At 58.5% G+C, this 18,375-nt stretch carries 19 protein-coding genes; 8 read left to right on the forward strand and 11 right to left on the reverse strand.

Annotation, left to right across the window (positions count from 1 at the left end):
- The first annotated feature begins 108 nt into the window (after positions 1-108).
- Positions 109-387, forward strand: coding sequence for a 30S ribosomal protein S20 (gene rpsT, locus KVG88_RS26170; protein ID WP_150701498.1), 279 nt, complete (start codon positions 109-111; stop codon positions 385-387).
- A 181-nt stretch (positions 388-568) separates the two neighbouring features.
- On the opposite strand, the gene KVG88_RS26175 is transcribed toward rpsT, so the two are convergent.
- The 5 genes from KVG88_RS26175 to rplU form a co-directional block, all read right to left on the reverse strand.
- Positions 569-1,033 carry a CreA family protein gene (locus tag KVG88_RS26175; RefSeq protein WP_217873175.1) on the reverse strand — a complete coding sequence of 155 codons (465 nt, stop codon included), beginning with the start codon at positions 1,031-1,033 and terminating at the stop codon, positions 569-571.
- A gap of 12 nt (positions 1,034-1,045) precedes the next feature.
- The gene (gene proB, locus KVG88_RS26180; RefSeq protein ID WP_033047437.1) at positions 1,046-2,164 is read right to left on the reverse strand and encodes a glutamate 5-kinase; all 1,119 of its coding nucleotides are present in this window, start codon (positions 2,162-2,164) and stop codon (positions 1,046-1,048) included.
- A 137-nt stretch (positions 2,165-2,301) separates the two neighbouring features.
- Positions 2,302-3,525 (reverse strand): Obg family GTPase CgtA, encoded by a 1,224-nt coding sequence (gene cgtA / locus KVG88_RS26185; RefSeq protein ID WP_053162546.1) that lies wholly within the window; start codon positions 3,523-3,525, stop codon positions 2,302-2,304.
- Positions 3,526-3,722: 197 nt separating this feature from the next.
- A complete protein-coding gene (rpmA, locus tag KVG88_RS26190) occupies positions 3,723-3,980 on the reverse strand; it encodes a 50S ribosomal protein L27 (protein WP_003205738.1) in 258 nt (85 codons plus the stop codon).
- 35 nt (positions 3,981-4,015) lie between these two features.
- Positions 4,016-4,330, reverse strand: coding sequence for a 50S ribosomal protein L21 (gene rplU / locus KVG88_RS26195; protein WP_003176051.1), 315 nt, complete (start codon positions 4,328-4,330; stop codon positions 4,016-4,018).
- A 240-nt stretch (positions 4,331-4,570) separates the two neighbouring features.
- On the opposite strand from rplU, the gene KVG88_RS26200 reads away from it, so the two are divergent.
- The 3 genes from KVG88_RS26200 (at position 4,571) to KVG88_RS26210 (ending at position 6,503) form a co-directional block, all read left to right on the forward strand.
- Positions 4,571-5,539 (forward strand): polyprenyl synthetase family protein, encoded by a 969-nt coding sequence (locus KVG88_RS26200; protein WP_150701501.1) that lies wholly within the window; start codon positions 4,571-4,573, stop codon positions 5,537-5,539.
- Between the two features lie 157 nt (positions 5,540-5,696).
- The gene (locus KVG88_RS26205) at positions 5,697-6,038 is read left to right on the forward strand and encodes a zinc ribbon domain-containing protein YjdM (RefSeq protein WP_020798653.1); all 342 of its coding nucleotides are present in this window, start codon (positions 5,697-5,699) and stop codon (positions 6,036-6,038) included.
- 207 nt (positions 6,039-6,245) lie between these two features.
- Complete coding sequence (locus KVG88_RS26210) at positions 6,246-6,503, forward strand: PA4570 family protein (protein ID WP_150701502.1); 258 nt, start codon at positions 6,246-6,248, stop codon at positions 6,501-6,503.
- 131 nt (positions 6,504-6,634) lie between these two features.
- Here KVG88_RS26210 and bamJ read toward each other — a convergent pair whose 3' ends face one another.
- From bamJ to KVG88_RS26225, 3 genes are all read right to left on the reverse strand, one after another.
- On the reverse strand, positions 6,635-7,252 hold the full coding sequence (gene bamJ / locus KVG88_RS26215) for a BamJ family beta-barrel-assembly machinery protein (RefSeq protein ID WP_056855672.1): 618 nt from the start codon (positions 7,250-7,252) through the stop codon (positions 6,635-6,637).
- 121 nt (positions 7,253-7,373) lie between these two features.
- The gene (locus KVG88_RS26220; protein ID WP_150701504.1) at positions 7,374-7,682 is read right to left on the reverse strand and encodes a DUF6482 family protein; all 309 of its coding nucleotides are present in this window, start codon (positions 7,680-7,682) and stop codon (positions 7,374-7,376) included.
- 137 nt (positions 7,683-7,819) lie between these two features.
- Positions 7,820-8,308 (reverse strand): TIGR00645 family protein, encoded by a 489-nt coding sequence (locus KVG88_RS26225; RefSeq protein WP_007943976.1) that lies wholly within the window; start codon positions 8,306-8,308, stop codon positions 7,820-7,822.
- 159 nt (positions 8,309-8,467) lie between these two features.
- Here KVG88_RS26225 and KVG88_RS26230 point away from each other — a divergent pair, with 159 nt between their 5' ends.
- The gene (locus KVG88_RS26230) at positions 8,468-10,297 is read left to right on the forward strand and encodes a hypothetical protein (RefSeq protein WP_217873176.1); all 1,830 of its coding nucleotides are present in this window, start codon (positions 8,468-8,470) and stop codon (positions 10,295-10,297) included.
- A 6-nt stretch (positions 10,298-10,303) separates the two neighbouring features.
- Here KVG88_RS26230 and KVG88_RS26235 read toward each other — a convergent pair whose 3' ends face one another.
- Positions 10,304-10,645, reverse strand: coding sequence for a PA4575 family protein (locus KVG88_RS26235; protein WP_150701506.1), 342 nt, complete (start codon positions 10,643-10,645; stop codon positions 10,304-10,306).
- A gap of 315 nt (positions 10,646-10,960) precedes the next feature.
- Positions 10,961-13,399 carry a Lon protease family protein gene (locus tag KVG88_RS26240; protein WP_150701507.1) on the reverse strand — a complete coding sequence of 813 codons (2,439 nt, stop codon included), beginning with the start codon at positions 13,397-13,399 and terminating at the stop codon, positions 10,961-10,963.
- Between the two features lie 276 nt (positions 13,400-13,675).
- Here KVG88_RS26240 and KVG88_RS26245 point away from each other — a divergent pair, with 276 nt between their 5' ends.
- The 3 genes from KVG88_RS26245 (at position 13,676) to KVG88_RS26255 (ending at position 17,028) form a co-directional block, all read left to right on the forward strand.
- Positions 13,676-14,164 carry a DUF3015 domain-containing protein gene (locus KVG88_RS26245; protein ID WP_020798660.1) on the forward strand — a complete coding sequence of 163 codons (489 nt, stop codon included), beginning with the start codon at positions 13,676-13,678 and terminating at the stop codon, positions 14,162-14,164.
- 219 nt (positions 14,165-14,383) lie between these two features.
- A complete protein-coding gene (locus KVG88_RS26250; RefSeq protein WP_217873177.1) occupies positions 14,384-16,237 on the forward strand; it encodes an Lnb N-terminal periplasmic domain-containing protein in 1,854 nt (617 codons plus the stop codon).
- A 296-nt stretch (positions 16,238-16,533) separates the two neighbouring features.
- Entirely contained in the window at positions 16,534-17,028 is a 495-nt protein-coding gene (locus KVG88_RS26255) for a GreA/GreB family elongation factor (protein WP_217873178.1), read from the forward strand.
- On the opposite strand, the gene gdhA is transcribed toward KVG88_RS26255, so the two are convergent.
- The gene (gene gdhA, locus KVG88_RS26260) at positions 17,025-18,362 is read right to left on the reverse strand and encodes an NADP-specific glutamate dehydrogenase (protein WP_150701510.1); all 1,338 of its coding nucleotides are present in this window, start codon (positions 18,360-18,362) and stop codon (positions 17,025-17,027) included. The genes KVG88_RS26255 and gdhA overlap by 4 nt on opposite strands.
- Positions 18,363-18,375 lie beyond the last annotated feature (13 nt).

The following is an 18,375-nucleotide window of genomic DNA, read 5'->3' on the forward strand; positions in this document are numbered from 1 at the left end:
CACTTAGCGGAACGTTTCAAGCGCCCTTGACAAGACTTCAACTCATCGGCATGATTCGCGGCCTATTTTGTTTGCTATTTCCTAAAAAGTCTTTCGAGGAGCTCGACGGTGGCCAACTCACCTTCCGCCAAAAAACGTGCAAAACAGGCTGAGAAGCGTCGCAGCCACAACGCCAGCCTGCGTTCCATGGTTCGTACCTACATCAAGAATGTAGTTAAGGCCATCGACGCAAAAGACGCTGAAAAAGCTCAAGCTGCATACGTTCTGGCTGTGCCAGTTATCGACCGTATGGCCGATAAAGGCATCATCCACAAGAACAAGGCTGCTCGCCATAAGAGCCGTTTGAATGGCCACGTTAAGGCCCTGAACGTTGCCGTTGCTGCCTAAACGACTCGTTCATTAAAAAACCGACCTCAGGGTCGGTTTTTTATTGCCTGCGATTTGGTGAACGCAAAAAAAACTGTGGGAGCGAGCCTGCTCGCGATAGCGGACATCCAGCCAACACAGCTACTGAATGTTACTCCGTCATCGCTAGCAGACTCGCTCCCACAGTTTGAATTGCGTCAGGTTATTGGACGTGCGCCCACGGCAAGATCGGAATCGCCGTCACAGCATTCTGCGGGCTACCCTCGATCAAGCGATCGCTGTACACCAGATACACCAGCGTATTGCGCTTCTTGTCGAGGAAACGCACCACCTGCATGGTCTTGAACACCAGCGACGTGCGCTCCTTGAACACCTCGTCGCCATCCTTGAGCTCACCCTTGAAGCTGATCGGCCCCACCTGACGACAGGCAATCGAGGCCTCGGCACGGTCTTCAGCCAGCCCCAGCCCACCTTTCACGCCGCCAGTCTTGGCGCGCGACAGGTAGCAGGTCACGCCTTCAACCTTGGGATCATCAAACGCCTCGACCACGATGCGGTCGTTCGGGCCAACAAATTTGAACACCGTCGAAACCTGGCCAATTTCTTCAGCCGAAGCCAGCAGCGGCATCGCCAGCAGCACCCCCAATAATCCTTTTGCCACGCGCATTCAGGTATTCCTTCAGACCAGGATCAGGTTATCGCGGTGAACCAGTTCCGGCTCCGCCATGTAACCCAACAGACCGACAATCGCCTCAGACGACTGACCGATGATTTTTTGCGCTTCCAGGGCACTGTAGTTGGCCAGGCCTCGGGCAATCTCACGACCATCCGGCGCCACGCAAACCACCATCTCGCCGCGACGGAAGCTACCCTGCACCAACTTGACCCCAACCGGCAGCAAGCTTTTGTTGCCCTGGGACAACGCCGTCACCGCACCGGCATCCAATACCAGCGTGCCACGAGTTTGCAGATGTCCGGCCAGCCACTGCTTGCGCGCCGCCAGCATGCCGCGCTCTGGCGACAGCAAGGTGCCGATGCGCTCGCCCGCCTTGAGGCGATCAAGCACACGCTCAAGTCGCCCACCAACGATGATGGTATGAGCACCGGAACGTGCCGCCAACCTCGCTGCGCGCAACTTGGTCTGCATGCCGCCACGCCCCAGCGCACCGCCAGTGCCGCCCGCCACCGCATCGAGCGCCGGATCGTCGGCACGCGCCTCGTAAATCAGTTGAGCATCCGGATTGTTGCGCGGATCAGCATCGAACATACCGTCGCGATCCGTCAGGATCACCAGCAAATCAGCTTCGACCAGGTTGGCCACCAGTGCCGCGAGGGTGTCGTTGTCGCCGAAACGGATTTCGTCGGTGACCACGGTGTCGTTCTCGTTGATCACCGGGATAACCTTCAGCTCAACCAGCGCACGCAAGGTGCTGCGAGCATTCAGGTAGCGCTTGCGATCAGACAAGTCGTCGTGGGTCAGGAGGATTTGCGCCGTGTGCCGGCCATGCTCGGCAAAACTCGACTCCCAGGCCTGCACGAGCCCCATCTGACCGATTGCAGCAGCAGCCTGAAGCTCGTGCATCGCACTGGGTCGCGAGGTCCAGCCCAGACGGCTCATACCGGCCGCCACCGCCCCGGAGGACACCAGCACCAGCTCGACACCCGCCTCATGCAGGGCCACCATCTGCTCCACCCAGACACCCATTGCCGCGCGATCCAGGCCTTTGCCGTCCGCCGTCAGCAAAGCGCTGCCGATCTTCACGACCCAACGCTGCGCACCTGTCACCTTGCTCCGCATCATCTTCAACCTTAGCTTGAGGACAGCGCGACCTGGCACTGCCCGTGACGTTATTCGTGATTATTCGTGACCAACGATCGATTTCCAGATACTAAAACGCCGCTCAATTGAGCGGCGCTTAAGTTTATCGCAACGAATCAGTCACGCACGTAAATGATTTCCGGACCGTCTTCGTCATCCACATCTTCTTCGTCCCAATCATCATCGCCAATGTCGTGGACCGACTTCACGCCGCTGCGACGCAGGGCACGCTGATCGTCCAGCGCCTGCAACTGGGCACGGGCTTCATCTTCGATGCGCTGATCGAGATCGGCCAGCTCTTCCTTGTACGCAGGGTCGTTAGCCAGACGATCGGCACGATCTTCCAGGTAACGCATGATGTCGTGGCACAGACGCTCGGTGTTCTGCTTGGCGATGGCCGAGATCACGTAGACCGGACCGGTCCATTCCAGACGATCAACGATTTCCTTGACGCGAGCATCGTGCTCTTCGTCGAGGATCTGGTCGCACTTGTTCAGGATCAACCAGCGATCACGCTCAGCCAGGGACGGGCTGAACTTGGTCAGCTCGTTGACGATGACTTCAGCGGCGTCCGGTGCACTGGTGTCATCCAGTGGCGCCATGTCGACGAGGTGCAGCAGCAAACGGGTACGCGACAAGTGCTTGAGGAAGCGAATGCCCAGGCCCGCGCCATCGGAAGCACCCTCGATCAGACCCGGAATGTCCGCGACCACGAAGCTCTTCCAGCGATCAACGCTGACCACACCCAGGTTTGGCACCAGAGTGGTGAACGGGTAATCGGCGACTTTCGGCTTGGCGGCCGATACCGAACGGATAAAGGTACTTTTACCGGCGTTCGGCAAGCCCAGCAGACCGACGTCCGCCAGCACTTTCATTTCCAGTTTAAGGTCACGCTGCTCGCCCGGCTTGCCTGGCGTGGTCTGGCGTGGCGCACGGTTGGTACTGGATTTGAAACGGGTGTTGCCCAGACCGTGCCAGCCACCGTGAGCCACCAGCAGCTTCTGGCCAGCCTTGGTCAGGTCGCCGATCACTTCCTGGGTAGCCGAGTCGATCACCGTGGTACCCACCGGCACACGCAGGACCAACTCCTCACCCTTCTTGCCGGTGCAGTCGGTGCTGCCGCCGTTGGAACCACGCTCGGCATCGAAGTGCCGGGTGTAACGGTAATCCACCAGGGTGTTGAGGTTTTCGTCGGCGATCATGTAGACCGAGCCGCCGTCACCGCCATCACCACCGTTCGGACCACCATTTTCGATGAATTTTTCGCGACGGAAACTCATGCAACCGTTACCGCCGTCGCCTGCCTTTACTCGAATCGATACTTCATCAACAAACTTCATAACACAACGCCTCTCGCCATACGGACGAGCCGATAAACACTAAGACATAAGACTCTTGCAAAAATGAGCGCAGCGACCTCAATCAACGACCGCACAATCCAGCGCGCCGACAGCCCATACAAACAGTTTTGCAAGAGACTCACCCCACAAACGAAAAAGCCCCGTCGCGAGACAGGGCTTTTCCAGCGATCGCGCAATTAAGCGGCGATTACGCTCACGTAACGACGACCGAAGGCGCCTTTTACTTCGAACTTGATCACGCCTTCGACTTTAGCGAAGAGGGTGTGATCTTTACCCATGCCAACGCCGTAGCCAGCGTGGAATTGGGTGCCGCGCTGACGCACGATGATGTTGCCTGCTTTGATAGCCTGGCCGCCATACATCTTCACGCCAAGGCGTTTGGCTTCTGAGTCGCGACCGTTACGGGTACTACCACCAGCTTTTTTGTGTGCCATGAGTTCAATTCTCCTAGTGAGGAATTAGGCTGAAATTAAGCCTGAATACCGGTGATTTTGATCTCGGTGTACCACTGGCGGTGGCCCATACGCTTCATGTGGTGCTTACGACGACGGAACTTGATGATGCGGACTTTATCGTGACGACCTTGGGAGATCACTTCAGCCACAACGGTAGCGCCAGCAACAACTGGAGCACCGATATTCACGTCGTCGCCGTTGGCAACCAACAGAACGCGATCAAAGGTAACGGATTCGCCGGTAGCGATTTCCAGTTTTTCGATCTTCAGGTATTCACCTGGGGCGACTTTGTACTGCTTGCCGCCAGTAACGATTACTGCATAAGACATGGTATTTCTCCGATAATCCTGCTCACCCAGCTCTTTATAAGAAGAGGTATTGGCTGGCATGGCTGCATAGGGCTGGAAGGCCCGCTTGCAATTGCGTAAGGCAGGTGCTGCCCAGGAAGTTCAGGGTGCGCGATTGTACGCAAGGGACGAGCGCCTTGCAAGGGGCCGTCCATCGCGCCTTGACAGGCCCGGACGTGGGTCCTAGCATGCCGCGCAACCCTTCTGGAGCGACTGTCGCTGATGCAACCCCAAGCTTTCTACCGCGCGGTGGCGGACGATTTTAGCGCCGTCGACGGCATCATCAAGAAGCAGCTGACTTCCCGAGTGCCGCTGGTATCGAAAATCGGCGATTACATTACCTCGGCTGGCGGTAAACGCCTGCGTCCTTTATTGGTGCTGCTGTCTGGCAAAGCACTGGGACGTGAAGGCGATGACCTGCGACTGTTGGCCGCGACCATCGAATTCCTGCACACCGCCACCCTGCTGCATGACGACGTGGTCGACATGTCCGGCATGCGCCGTGGCCGTTCGACCGCCAACGCCATGTGGGGCAACGCCCCGAGCGTGCTGGTGGGCGACTTCCTGTATTCGCGTTCTTTCGAAATGATGGTCGAACTGGGCTCCATGCCCGTGATGAAAATCCTTTCGCAAGCCACGCGCATCATCGCCGAAGGCGAAGTGTTGCAGCTATCGAAAGTCCGCGACGCCAGCACCACCGAAGAAACCTACATGGAAGTCATCCGCGGCAAAACCGCGATGCTCTTCGAAGCCTCGACCCATAGCGCCGCGGCACTGGCCGGTGCAACGCCTGAACAGAGCGAAGCACTGCGCATGTTCGGCGATCACCTGGGCGTGGCTTTCCAATTGGTCGACGACCTGCTGGATTACAAAGGCGACGCCGAGACCCTGGGCAAGAACGTCGGTGACGATCTGGCCGAAGGCAAGCCGACCCTGCCGCTGATCTACACCATGCGCGAAGGCACGCCGGAACAGGCTGCCCTGGTGCGCAAGGCGATCCAGAAAGGCGGTATCGAAGACCTGGAAAGCATCCGCGAAGCCGTGGAAGCCTCGGGTTCACTGGAATACACCGCACAACTGGCCCGCGACTACGTGGCCCGTGCGATCAAGTGCCTCGACGCGCTGCCACCGAGCGAGTATCGCGATGCGCTGGTTGAATTGAGCGAGTTTTCGGTCGCGCGTACCCACTGATCGCTAAAGCAAGATCAGAAGATCGCCGCCTTCGGCAGCTCCTACATACATTTTGTAGGAGCTGCCGAAGGCGGCGATCTTTTGCTATCAGCTCCCCGCAGCTGAAAAACCCTATACAATGTGCGCTTTTTAGCGACCCTGAATCCAAGGAGCCTTAGTGAGCACGTTGCCACCCTGCCCGAAATGCAATTCCGAATACACCTACGAAGACGGCGCCCAGCTGATTTGCCCTGAGTGCGCGCACGAATGGTCCGCCAGCGGCGAAGCCGAAGCGGTGTCCGATGACGCGGTGAAAAAGGATTCGGTCGGCAACGTCCTGCAGGACGGCGACACCATCACCGTGATCAAAGACCTCAAGGTCAAAGGCACATCGCTGGTGGTCAAGGTCGGCACCAAGGTGAAGAACATTCGCCTGTGCGATGGCGATCACGACATCGACTGCAAGATCGACGGCATCGGCCCGATGAAACTCAAATCCGAGTTCGTCAGAAAAGTCTGATACTGCTGTACTCCATCCCGCGCCAAGCGTGGGATGGTGCTTCGCCCTCCCCCGCTTCACCCAGCAAATCCTCGCAATAGCTAAAGGCCAGCCGTTTTGACCTTACGCAATCTTTACCCGGAAAAAAGCCCAAACCGCCAATAGGTCCTTGCTATTTATTGAATAGGAATTATTCTCATTGAAACCAATCAATGGAGATGAGAACTCATGACTTACTTAATCGATGCCTGGCTGGACCGCCCGCACCCTTACCTCAGGATCCTGCATCGGGAAACCGGGGAAGTCTGTGCCGTACTGGAAGAAGAAGCGCTGAGCGAGCTACAGGATCAGGGTGACCTGGACCTCAATGGCCTGAACTCCAGCGAACCGGTGGTGCTCAAGGAAGTGGTGCGTAACCTGTTTCTGTTCTGCTATGCCCGGGCATTGCGCCCATCGCATGAACTGACTCACAAGCTCGAAATATGAGCGGCACCCAAATAACTGTGGGAGCCAGCCTGCTGGCGATGGCAACAACGCGGTCTTGACGAAAAAACCGGTGGCCCCTATCGCCAGCAGACTGGCTCCCACATCAGCCTGTCATGCAGACAGACCGGGGATTACAGAACGTCGAGCAGTTCGACGTCGAACACCAGGACGCTGTGCGGCGGAATGCTGCCAACGCCTTGAGCGCCGTAAGCCAGTTCGCTCGGCACGTACAGGCGCCATTTGCTGCCGGCATTCATCAGTTGCAGGGCTTCGGTCCAGCCAGCGATCACGCCGCCAACCGGGAATTCTGCAGGCTGGCCACGCTCGTAGGAGCTGTCGAACACAGTGCCGTCGATCAGGGTGCCGTGGTAGTGAGTACGCACGGTGTCTTCACGGGATGGCTTGGCGCCTTCACCGGCAGTCAGTACTTCGAACTGCAGGCCGGAAGCCAGGGTGGTGATGCCGTCACGCTTGGCGTTTTCAGCCAGGAAGGCCAGGCCTTCGCCAGCGGCCGCTTCAGCCTTGGCTGCAGCTTCGGCTTGCATGATTTCACGGATCACTTTGAAGCTGGCGGACATTTCTTCCTGGCCAACACGGCTTGGCAGACCGGCGAATGCGTCGGTCAGGCCTGCCAGGATTGCGTCCAGGCTAACGCCCGGTGGCGGGTTGTCGCGCAGTTGGTCGCCCAGCTGACGGCCAATACCGTAGCTGACGCGGGTTTCGTCGGTGGACAGATTTACTTCGGACATGACACTGCTCCGCTGTGCGGACGGCCCAGGAACTTGCCGTGCTCGCACAGCGCGTCCCGGAGCGCCCGGAACCAAAAGGGCCAGCAGACTAGCACAGATGGCACAGCGTTGATCAGAGGCGTCAGCCCTGTCGTGAGGAACGCAGCTCGATCGGCACCTTCAGGCTTTCCTCAATGCCACCGAGCCCGCACATTTCGTCATGCACCAGGGTGTGCACCAGATTGAAGTTCAACTTGGGAAAGGATCGCAGCACATCACGCGCATGCTCCACCGATCGCAGATGCATCATGTGTCCGTGGGTATCACTCAAGGGATACGCCGCGCCATGCATCCGCGCCTCCAGCAGATAGATGCCGCCCTCCATCGAGATCAGGTTCAGCTCGTCGACCTTCCCGGCGACGGCATACGCATTCAACTCTTGCAGGTTCATGAAACGCACCTCACGCATTGGCAAGCCAAGACCCCTACAGGGATATGCCTCGGCGCCTCAAAGCACAAGCCACAAACGACGCCGCCCGTCTGTTTTGCAACAGACGGGCGGCAGCTAAAACGATCAGCAGCGGGGGATCAGTGTTTGGTCAATTTATCCAGGTAACCCATGGCGAACGCGGACACCACGAAAGTCATGTGGATGATCACGTACCACTTCAAATGCTCGGGATCGACATTTTTCGCGTCCATAAAGATGCGCAGCAGATGGATGGACGAAATCGCCACGATGGACGCGGCCACTTTCATCTTCAGCGACGAAGAGTCCATGGTCCCCAGCCAGTTGAGCTTTTCCTTGCTGTCGTCGATATCCAGTTGCGATACGAAGTTTTCGTAACCGGAAATCATCACCATCACCAGCAAGCCGCCCACCAGCGCCATGTCGATCAGCGACAGCAGGACCAATATCAGGTCCGATTCAGCCATCGAAAAAACATTGGGAATGACGTGGAAGACTTCCTGGAAGAATTTCAGCGCCAGCGCCAACAGCCCAAGTGACAAGCCGAAGTAGATCGGCGCCAGCAGCCAGCGGGAGGCATACATTGCGTTTTCGATAAAGCGTTCCATTGAATCTCACAGGTGGTCTGAAAATGGCCGTGAGTATAACAGCCGCCTGTTACACGCAGAAACCGTCCGGAAATCCGCCACCTGCGCGTGTATGTCAAAGTTTTTCTGCTAGTGTCCAAACCATTGACATTGCCGTGACATCGGACAGGAAGACTGGAAATGGATGTGCGATTACCCCTGACGAGTGCCGGAGTTTGCCTGGCTTTGCTGCTGAGCGCGTGCTCACCCAGTGAAGAAAAACGCCAGGTCAGCCTCGAGGAAAAGACCGCGCAGTTTGAAAAAACGCTGGATACGATCGAGGACCCAAAACTCAAGAATGCCGTGGCCGAACTCGGTGGTTCGCTGTTGTTACTCGAACGCGCGCAACTCAAGCTCGACAGCAAACCGGTAGAAACCGAATACGGTGAAGATGTCCTCGCCGTGCTCAAGCACTACCCCACCCCGCAAGCGCTGGTCGACACTTACATCAACGGCTTATTCGTGCTGCACAAGGACTCCAGTTCCGACTACTTGACTGACCTGCAACCGGTGTTCCCCTTCAACTTCAGCATTCCGGCGGCCTTCCTCTTTCCCCATTGCCTGGAATGGCGGTCGGTTACTTTGAGCAACAAACGCGTGATTGCCTTCCAGCCGGAATGGTCGGAAACCGATCCCGGCATTCAGTTGAGCCCGTCGAGCTCAAACCTGACCAACCCGGATGACCTGACCGTGGCCTACCCGTTCATCGAAGGGCTCGACGCCGACATCAAGAACCAGCCACAACCGGTGAGCCTGCAAGGCACGGTGGAGGTCATTGCGCCACGTCGCCTCTACAGCTTCGACCTGACCAAAAAAGACGAGGGCCAGACCCGCACCAATGACAACCTCAGCGTTACCCTGATCAAACTGGGCACCAACTACGCTGAAGTCGAGTTCAGCAACAGCGCGCCGCAAGCCCCGGAGATCGGGGAAACCCCGCTCAATCCGTTGATCGTCCAGGCCCGGGACGCTACCGGACAATTTCTCTCGCGTTCGGGGTCAATCAACGAAACCGCCGCGCAAATCAGCTTTTACCAAAAGCAATTGGCGAAGATGCAGCAGCAGAAGGGTTGGAGCGAGGCGCTGGAAAAGCAGCTCGATGACGAGCAACGCAACTTCGAGAAACAACAAAGCCACCGTTACTCGAAAGTGTATTTCAACGGCCCCATCGAAACCCTCGAAGTCAGCCTGCTGGATTTCTCGACCGCCTCGGTCACCCGCAAGGACTTGAACCTGCCGGTGCGCCGCTTCGACCGCAACACCACGGAGAAAACCATTCAGCCGCTGAACCTGCCGGTGGTGGTGTATGACGATCAGGCGCCGACCTGGCTCAAGGGCGCGGCGTTGACGGAGGAACAGCTGAAAAAAGGTGTGAACATCACGCAATCGGTCGAGGATCCCAGTGCCGCGCGCATCGAGTTCAATCACCTGCGAAGCTTCAATGATGAGCTGCTGGGGACGTCATTCAATCCCGGCGAAAGTCCGGTCAGTTTCTTCACCGAGGACAGCCGCGGCAAACGTGACGAACCCATTGAATTACCACCGCAGGCGTATGAGGTCGATCCCTTGCGCGGCAGCATCACCTACGACCTGAACCTGTTTCCGCAAACACCAGCTTATGTGGTCGGCTCCATACCGTTGTTTCTGGCGACAATCGATAAAAAGGCCCTCGATGCCCATCAATTGCCCAAAGGGCTTGAGCTCAAAGGCAACACGTTGGTGGTGGACCTGAAGCTGTTTCCCGAACAGGACTGGCGCTTCTTCGCCAAGGACGACAGCGGCAATTACCTCAAGGAAATTCTCGCGGTCAATCACGTTGCGAGCGCCGACGGCCCGGCGCTGTTTGCCGTGCATTACTTCTACGGGCAACCGACGCGCCTGGAAACCTACCAGCGAACTGACCTCGCCACCGTGCCCTACGGTTTCGAGGTCAAGCTCGACAAGGCCGATCTGACCAAACTGCCCCAATAGAGCGGGTCAATGTTCGGGGCGAAACTCGAAGCCACCGACGTTACGGCAACGGCCACCATTGATTTCCCGCAGCTGGGCTTGCAGATGCAGGCACCAGATTTGCGGGTCGTTGGCCAGCTCATAGCCGTGCAGCGTCAGGCTTTCAACAATCGTGTCGAGGATGGTTTCAGCGGCGAAAGGACCATGGAACGGGCCTTGGGCTTTGATGGCTGAGGGTTGTTCGCCAGCCATTCCGGCGGCGAAGAGCAAGGTCCACATCCCCGTATCCCCGGCCAACGGCTTGATGGCGCATTCGATACGGGTCACAAGACCCAGGCATTGACGAGTGAGGCAGAGGTTGCGCGACATGGCGGCGACCCTCGGTCGATCCGATATTCAGCCCCCATCGCGAAGGCTGTTTCGATCCAGTGATTACTGTCCTTGTCCTTGAGCAGAGAATAGAAGAAAAGTACGGGAGACAGGCCAATCGACACCAGTAGGCGCCGAATGGTCATAGTGTGAATATTGGCGCCAGAGTGATGGCGTTTTCGCGGGTAAACCCGGATAGAAATGTGGGAGCGAGCCTGCTCGCAATGACGGAGACCCAGACAACATAAATGTTGAATGTCAGACCGATTTCGCTAGCAGGCTCGCTCCCACAGGGGATGGATGAGCCGGATTAAATCAAGCCGGCTTGGCCTCCACCAACGCCTCGACCGCCATTTCCTTCTCGGCTTCTTTCAGATCTTCTTCACTGATCATTTCCGCAATGACCCGCAGGCGCTCCACCACCCGTGCGTTGACGCTGCCTTCAGGGAACTCGCCATTCTCGTCCGGCTCGCCAGCAGGCTCGCCGACCAACAGGCTCAGCGCCTCATCGGCCTGACGTACCGCGTAAACGTGGAATTGTCCCGCACGCACCGCCGCCAGCACTTTCTCGTCGAGCATTAGCGTGGCGACGTTGGCCTGAGGAATGATCGCGCCCTGCTCGCCCGTCAACCCGCGGGCTTCGCACAGACGGAAGAAGCCCTCGATTTTCTCGTTCACCCCTCCGACTGCCTGCACTTCACCGAACTGGTTGATCGATCCGGTGATCGCAAAGCATTGCTTGAGCGGGGTTTTCGACAAGGCTGAAATCAGCGTGCACGCCTCACCGAGTGACGCACTGTCGCCATCCACATATCCGTAGGACTGCTCCAGGGCGATACTCGCGGAAATCGCCAACGGGAATTCCTGGGCGTAACGGCTGCCCAGATACCCGGTGAGGATCATTACGCCTTTGGAGTGGATCGGCTGTCCGAGGTTGACCTCGCGCTCGATGTCGACGATGCCGCTGCCGCCCGGGTACACCGTGGCGGAAATCCGCGCCGGCACGCCGAAGGCCGAATCGCCGACTTCCAGCACCGTCAAACCGTTGCACTTGCCGACTGCCGCGCCGTCGGTATCGATCAGGATGATCCCGGCCAGCATGTCATCGAGAATCCTCGCCGACACCCGGCCGGTGCGGGTGGCCTTGGCCTTGAGTGCACGCTCGATGTGCCCGGCGTCGGTCATTTCATCGCCCGCCAGGTGACGGATGAAATCCGCCTCGCTGACCAGTTGGAACAGATCACCGATACGCGCGGACAACCGTCCCTGATGCTCGGCCAGACGCGCACTGTAGGTCGCCAGGCGTGCCACCGCATCAGCGGTCAGCGGCGCCATGCCTTCCTCGGATGTACGGGTTTTGAGCAACTGGGCGAATTGCTCCAGGCTCTCGTCGACCATCGGGATGTCTTCGTCGAAATCCACCAGGACGCGGAACATCTCCTGGAAGTCCGGATCGAGGTCCTGCAGCGTGTAATAGAGCGAACGGGCACCGATGATGACGACTTTGACCTGCAACGGAATGTGCTGCGGATTCAACGTGACGGTGGCGAAGCGGCCCATCTCGCCCAGCGGCGATTCCATTTTCAGCTTGCGCGATTGCAGGGCGCGTTTCAGCGCGTCCCACACGAACGGCTCGCTGAGCATTTTTTCCGCTTCGAGGATCAGGAAACCACCGTTGGCGCGGTGCAATGCACCCGGCCGCAGTTGACGGTAGGTGGTGTACAGCGCGCCTTGATCGGTGCTGTATTCGATGCGGCCGAACAGGTTTTCGTAGGTCGGGTGCGGCTCAAACACCACGGGCGCACCGCCACTCGCCGAATGGCCGACCACCAGGCTCGGTGCGTATTGCTCTTCCAGCAGTTTGCGGGCGACGGCGTCAGTCTTGCTGTCGTCCACCAATTGCTCGACCACAGTCTTGAGCAGATACACCTGCATCGCTTGCAGATACCCGCACACCGCCGCGTTCTCGGCGTACTTCTCCGACAACGGCGACAGCAGCGGCTGCAAGGCCAGGGTGATGGTTTCTTCGTTGAGCTGACGCAGTTGATTGCTCGATTCGCGCTTCCACTGCGGCAGGCTGGCGAGCTCTTCGTTCAAGCGCTCTTCCAGGGCCGAAATGTCCTCGTGGAAACGCTCGCGCTCGGCTTCCGGCAATTGCGCGAACTCCGCTTCGTCCAGCGCCTTGCCTTCAAGCATCGGGGTGAACGCGATGTTGCTCGCATCGCGGTACAACGCAACCTCCTTGTCCAGTGCCAGACGCTCGATGATGTCCAGAGCCTTGTCGTAGCGCTGATTGAAGGCGCGGTCGATGGCGCTTTTTTTCTGCTGATAGGACGGGTGCTCGAAAACGGCGGGGAAAGTTGCCAGCAGGTTGTCGATCAAACCGTTGATATCACCAATGAAATTACCGGCGGTACCCGACGGCAGTTCCAGTGCACGCGGCTCGCGCGGCTCATCGAAGTTATTGACGTAGACCCAGTCCGCCGGGGTCTGCAGGCGTTTGCCTTCGGCTTTGAGGTAGCGTTTGACGAACGAGAACCGGCCAGTGCCAGGTTCGCCCATGACAAATACGTTGTAACCGGGGCGTGGCATGGCCACACCGAACTGCAAGGCTTCGACCGCACGTTCCTGGCCAAGCACACCGCGAAAGGGCTCCAGATCATTGGTGGTAGAGAAGCTGAACTGTTCAGCGGAAAACGGACGGGTCAGCGCTTCGGGCGCTAGACGCAAGCTGGCAGCAACAGGATCAGGCATCGGGCTTCCTTACATCAGGCGGGGCAGATAGCGGCATTCTGGCGCTGCCTGTGCCTGACTGGCAAGGAGCGCCTAAGGCCAAAGCATAGACAAGTCATTGCGCCGCCGCGGGCGTGCGTCAAATCACTGTTTTCAACGAATGTTTTGCAAAAAATCACGGAACTGCGTGATCGTGCCTAAACTCCAACCTGCGCGGCTGGACTAATAACCGGCCCACTGGCACCGGAACGGGCCAGATCCCTTGTCCATTGGTATGCACATAAAGAGAACAAAGCTATGAAACGGATTCTTCTCGGTACTCTCTTCACCGCTGTATCCATCAACGCCATGGCTCAGGCGCCAGGCGGTCCGGATTGCGGTTGGGGCAACATGCTGTTCGAAGGTCAGCGTGGCACCCCGGCTCACTTCCTGGCATCCACCACCAACGGCACTTCCGGCAACGCAACCTTCGGTATGACCTCCGGCACCAACGGTTGCTCGACCAACGCGTCGCTGACGTATGGCGGCAAATCCTGGTTTGCCATGAATGGCATGATGAACGAGCTGTCCGAAGACATGGCCAAGGGTCAGGGCGAAGCGCTGACCACTTACGCCGTGGTACTGGGCGTGGCGCCGGAAGACCGTGCGCACTTCGCCGCCGTCACTCACGAGCACTTCCAGCAGATCTTCAGCAAGGCTGATGTGACTGCAGAAGACGTGCATACCAACACCCTGGCCGTCCTGAAGAGCGATCCTCGTCTGGCCAAGTACGCCACTCAGGCTTAAGCTCGACACGCCCGCTTCTCTTTGGGAAGCGGGTTTTGTTTTTTGGACCTGCCCTTGTTGGGTAATGCCAATCAACTGTGGGCGCTGTCGAGTGAAACGAGGCTGCGATCTTTTGATCTTGTCTGTAAAGATCGCAGCCTCGTTTCACTCGACAGCGCCTGCAAATGAGCGGCATCAACCGCGCCGGGTCTTTATTTTTTTCCTGTTTAAGTTGCCACTATGCTCAAACGCCTTGCCTGGCTGGCGCTCTGTGTCTGCGCCCCGCTGTCCGCCGCGCCACTTATCGACAATCAACGTTTGCAGCAACTGGCCAACGACCCTTTCTGGATTTCCCTGGGTCATTACGAAACCGCCAAACTCGGCGGCTGGCGCAGCTATGTCAGCGATCCAAAGTTCTTCCTCGCCGCCGATGGCAACGAACACCCGGACCGTGAACTGGCGGCCACCGTGCAAGCGCTTTACGCGCCGGCCAGCGCTGGCGAGCAGCACGCCCAATGTGTTTATCCGGCGCGCACCCGCTGGCTTAAAACGCAGTTCAACCTGACAGATCTGCCGACGCTGGACTGCGCCGAGTTCAAGCAGTGGTTCAAGGATGTCTCGCCCCACAGCGCGGTGATGATTTTCCCCGCGGCCTACCTCAACAGTCCATCGTCGATGTTCGGCCACACCCTGCTGCGTATCGATCAGGCGGATGTGCAAAGCGACAAGACTTCGCTGCTCAGTTACGCGATCAATTTCGGCGCGTACATCGAAGGCTCGGACAACAGCATCCTCTACGCCTGGAAAGGCTTGATGGGCGGTTATCCGGGGCTGTTCGCCCTGGTGCCCTATCAGGAAAAACTCTCGGAGTACCGCAGCCTCGAAAACCGCGACTTGTGGGAATACCGACTGAACCTAACCCAGCAAGAAACCGCACGCATGGTTGAGCATGTCTGGGAACTGAAGCAGATCAAATTCGATTATTTCTTCTTCGACGAAAACTGCTCGTATCGCCTGCTGGAATTGCTGCAAGTGGCCCGCCCGAGCCTGCGCCTGACCGAACAATTCCCGCTGACCGCGATACCTACCGACACCGTCAAAGCGGTGAAAGACGCAGGCCTGGTGGAGTCGATCGAGTATCGCCCGTCCCGCGAACGGGAATTGCTGAGCCGCGCCGAGCCGTTGAATCCCGAAGAGCAGCAATGGGTTCTGCAAGTCAGCGCCGATCAGAAACAACTGCAAACACCGGAATTCAAAACGCTACCTCGCGACCGCCAAGCGCTGATCATCGATGCGGCCTATCGCCTTGAGCGCTATCGCGCCAACGGTCAGGAGCGTGACCCGGAGCGGGCGCAGCGCAGCTTCGAACTGCTGCGGGCGATCAACCAGAACCCGGCACCGGACCTCGACATCCCGCAACCCGGCTTGCCTGAGGATGGCCACGAATCCCGCACCTGGCAGGTTGGTGTCGGCACCCGAGGCGACCGCGCGTTTGGCGAGTACGGTTTGCGCATGGCCTACCACGACCTTAACGACAACTCCGAAAGCTTCCCCCTCGGCGCGCAGATCGAAATCCTGCAACTGAAACTGCGTCAGTACGAAGGCAATGACTGGCAGGTTCAGCAACTGGACCTGGCGACCATTCGCTCCCTGACCCCACGCAACGAGCTGCTGCAACCGCTGTCGTGGCAGGTCACCGGTGGCTTGGAGCGGGTACCGGGCAAACATGACGACGAAAACCTCGTCAGCCACGTCAATGGTGGCGGCGGCGGCACCTGGCAATTGGCCGATGACCTGCTCGGCTTTGCCTTGGGCACCGTGCGGGTTGAGCACAACAACGACTTCGCCGAATTCATTTCTCCCGCGGCGGGTTTCAACACAGGATTACTGTGGAAAAACCCGCTGGGCAATTTAAGCCTGGAGGCAAAAGGCGATTTCTTCACCAATGGCGAAGTGCGCCGTAGCGTGAGTCTGAATCAGCAGTGGGAATTGTCGCGCAACCTCGGTTTACGCCTGAGCGCCCAGCGCGAATTCAGCCATTGGGCGACACCGGAGAATGAAGTGATGCTTGAAGTGAAGTGGTATCACTATTAAAAGATCGCAGCCTTCGGCAGCTCCTACAGGGGACCGCATTCCAATGTAGGAGCTGCCGCAGGCTGCGATCTTTTGATCTCCCTTTCACATCCCGCTGACGAACCCGCTTCTAGACTTTCCCTAATAGGCCGTTGAACGGTCCGGGAGTCTGAAATGGTGTTGTGTGGGTGTTGTCGGCGTCCGGCAAAAGGATCAGGACGCCGCCTGGGCCTATCACTCGCCCTAGGTCGCTCCCAGACATTCAACGCAACTAAACGCCTGCAACCATGGACCAAACCCTATACCGGGAGAAAACCATGAGCCGTGCTTTCGTCAACGAAGATAACGCCGCCGCGCAAGTCGATCAGCCGGTCGAAAGGCAGGTCAGCACGCAGCCCAATTACGTCACGCCCACGGGCCTCGCCCAATTGCAGGCGAAGGTCGCCGAACTGCAAAACCTGCTGGGAGAGCTGAGCGCACAGGGAGACTTGGCGAACAAGCAGCGTGAGGCTGACCTGCAACGCGACTTGAGATACTTCAGTCAGCGCCTGCAAAGCGCTCAACTTGTACCGCCCACCAACTCAACGGAAAAGGTGCAGATCGGCAGTCGAGTGACGTTTGCCGATGAACAGGACACCGAGTTGACCGTGCAATTGGTCGGTGAAGATCAGGCCGACGCACCGGCCGGCCTGATCAACTGGGGATCACCGCTGGGCCGGGCGTTGCTCGGGGCGCAACTCGGTGACGAGGTGCTGTGGCAACGCCCGGCTGGGGATCAGATGATCGAGATCATCCGCATCGAGCCGGCTTAAACCACACCCTGGGCGAGCATGGCGTCGGCGACTTTGACGAAACCGGCGATGTTCGCGCCTTTAACGTAGTTCACCTGACCGTTCTCTTCGCCGTAATGCACACAGGCGTGGTGGATCGACTGCATGATCGCGTGCAGCTTGCTGTCCACTTCACCGCCGGTCCACAACAGGCGCATCGCGTTCTGCGACATCTCCAGCCCGCTCACGGCCACGCCACCGGCGTTGGACGCTTTGCCCGGCGCAAACAGAATGCCCGCTTCGATAAACAGGTCCACCGCTTCCAGCGTGGTCGGCATGTTCGCGCCTTCGGCCACACAGATGCAGCCGTTGCGCAGCAAGGTACGCGCGGCCTCGGCATCCAGTTCATTCTGGGTCGCGCAGGGCAGCGCGATGTCACAGCTCAGCCCCCACGGATGCTGACCGGCGCGGAACTCCAGGCCGAAACGCGCGGCCAATTCGCTGATGCGCCCGCGTTGTACGTTCTTCAACTCCAGCACCGCTTGCCATTGCGCCTCGGTCAAACCGCTTTCGCAGTACAGCGTGCCTTCGGAGTCCGACAGCGAAATCACTTTGCCGCCCAGATCCATGACCTTGCGCGCGGCGTATTGCGCGACGTTGCCGGAACCGGAGATCGCCACGCGCTTGCCTTCGACGGTTTCACCGCGACGCTTGAGCATTTCCTCGGCGAAATACACGCAGCCGAAACCGGTGGCTTCCGGGCGAATCAGGCTGCCACCATAGCTTGGACCTTTGCCGGTCAGCACGCTGGTGAACTGGTTGCTCAGGCGCTTGTACTGGCCGAACAGGAAACCGATCTCGCGGGCGCCAACACCGATATCACCGGCCGGCACGTCAACGTCGGCGCCGATGTGGCGATACAACTCGCTCATGAAGGCCTGGCAGAAGCGCATGACTTCCGCATCACTTTTGCCTTTAGGGTCGAAGTCGGAACCGCCCTTGCCACCGCCCATCGGCAACGATGTCAGCGAGTTCTTGAAGGTCTGCTCGAAGGCGAGGAATTTGAGCACGCCCAGGTTCACCGAAGGATGGAAGCGCAACCCGCCTTTGTACGGACCGATGGCGCTGTTCATCTGGATGCGGAAGCCGCGATTGACCTGCACCTTGCCATGATCATCAACCCAGGAAACCCGAAACACCACCGCCCGCTCCGGCTCACAGATGCGCTCCAGAATGCCCGAGGTCAGGTAATGCGGATTGGCTTCGAGAAAGGGCCACAGACTGCGCAGGACTTCTTCGACGGCCTGGTGAAATTCGGGTTGATCCGGATCGCGTTTTTTCAGGCGCGCAAGGAAGGATTCGACGGATTCGATCATGGAAAAGTCTCGG

The organism is Pseudomonas azerbaijanoccidentalis, assembly GCF_019145495.1.
GTDB classification, from domain to species: domain Bacteria; phylum Pseudomonadota; class Gammaproteobacteria; order Pseudomonadales; family Pseudomonadaceae; genus Aquipseudomonas; species Aquipseudomonas azerbaijanoccidentalis.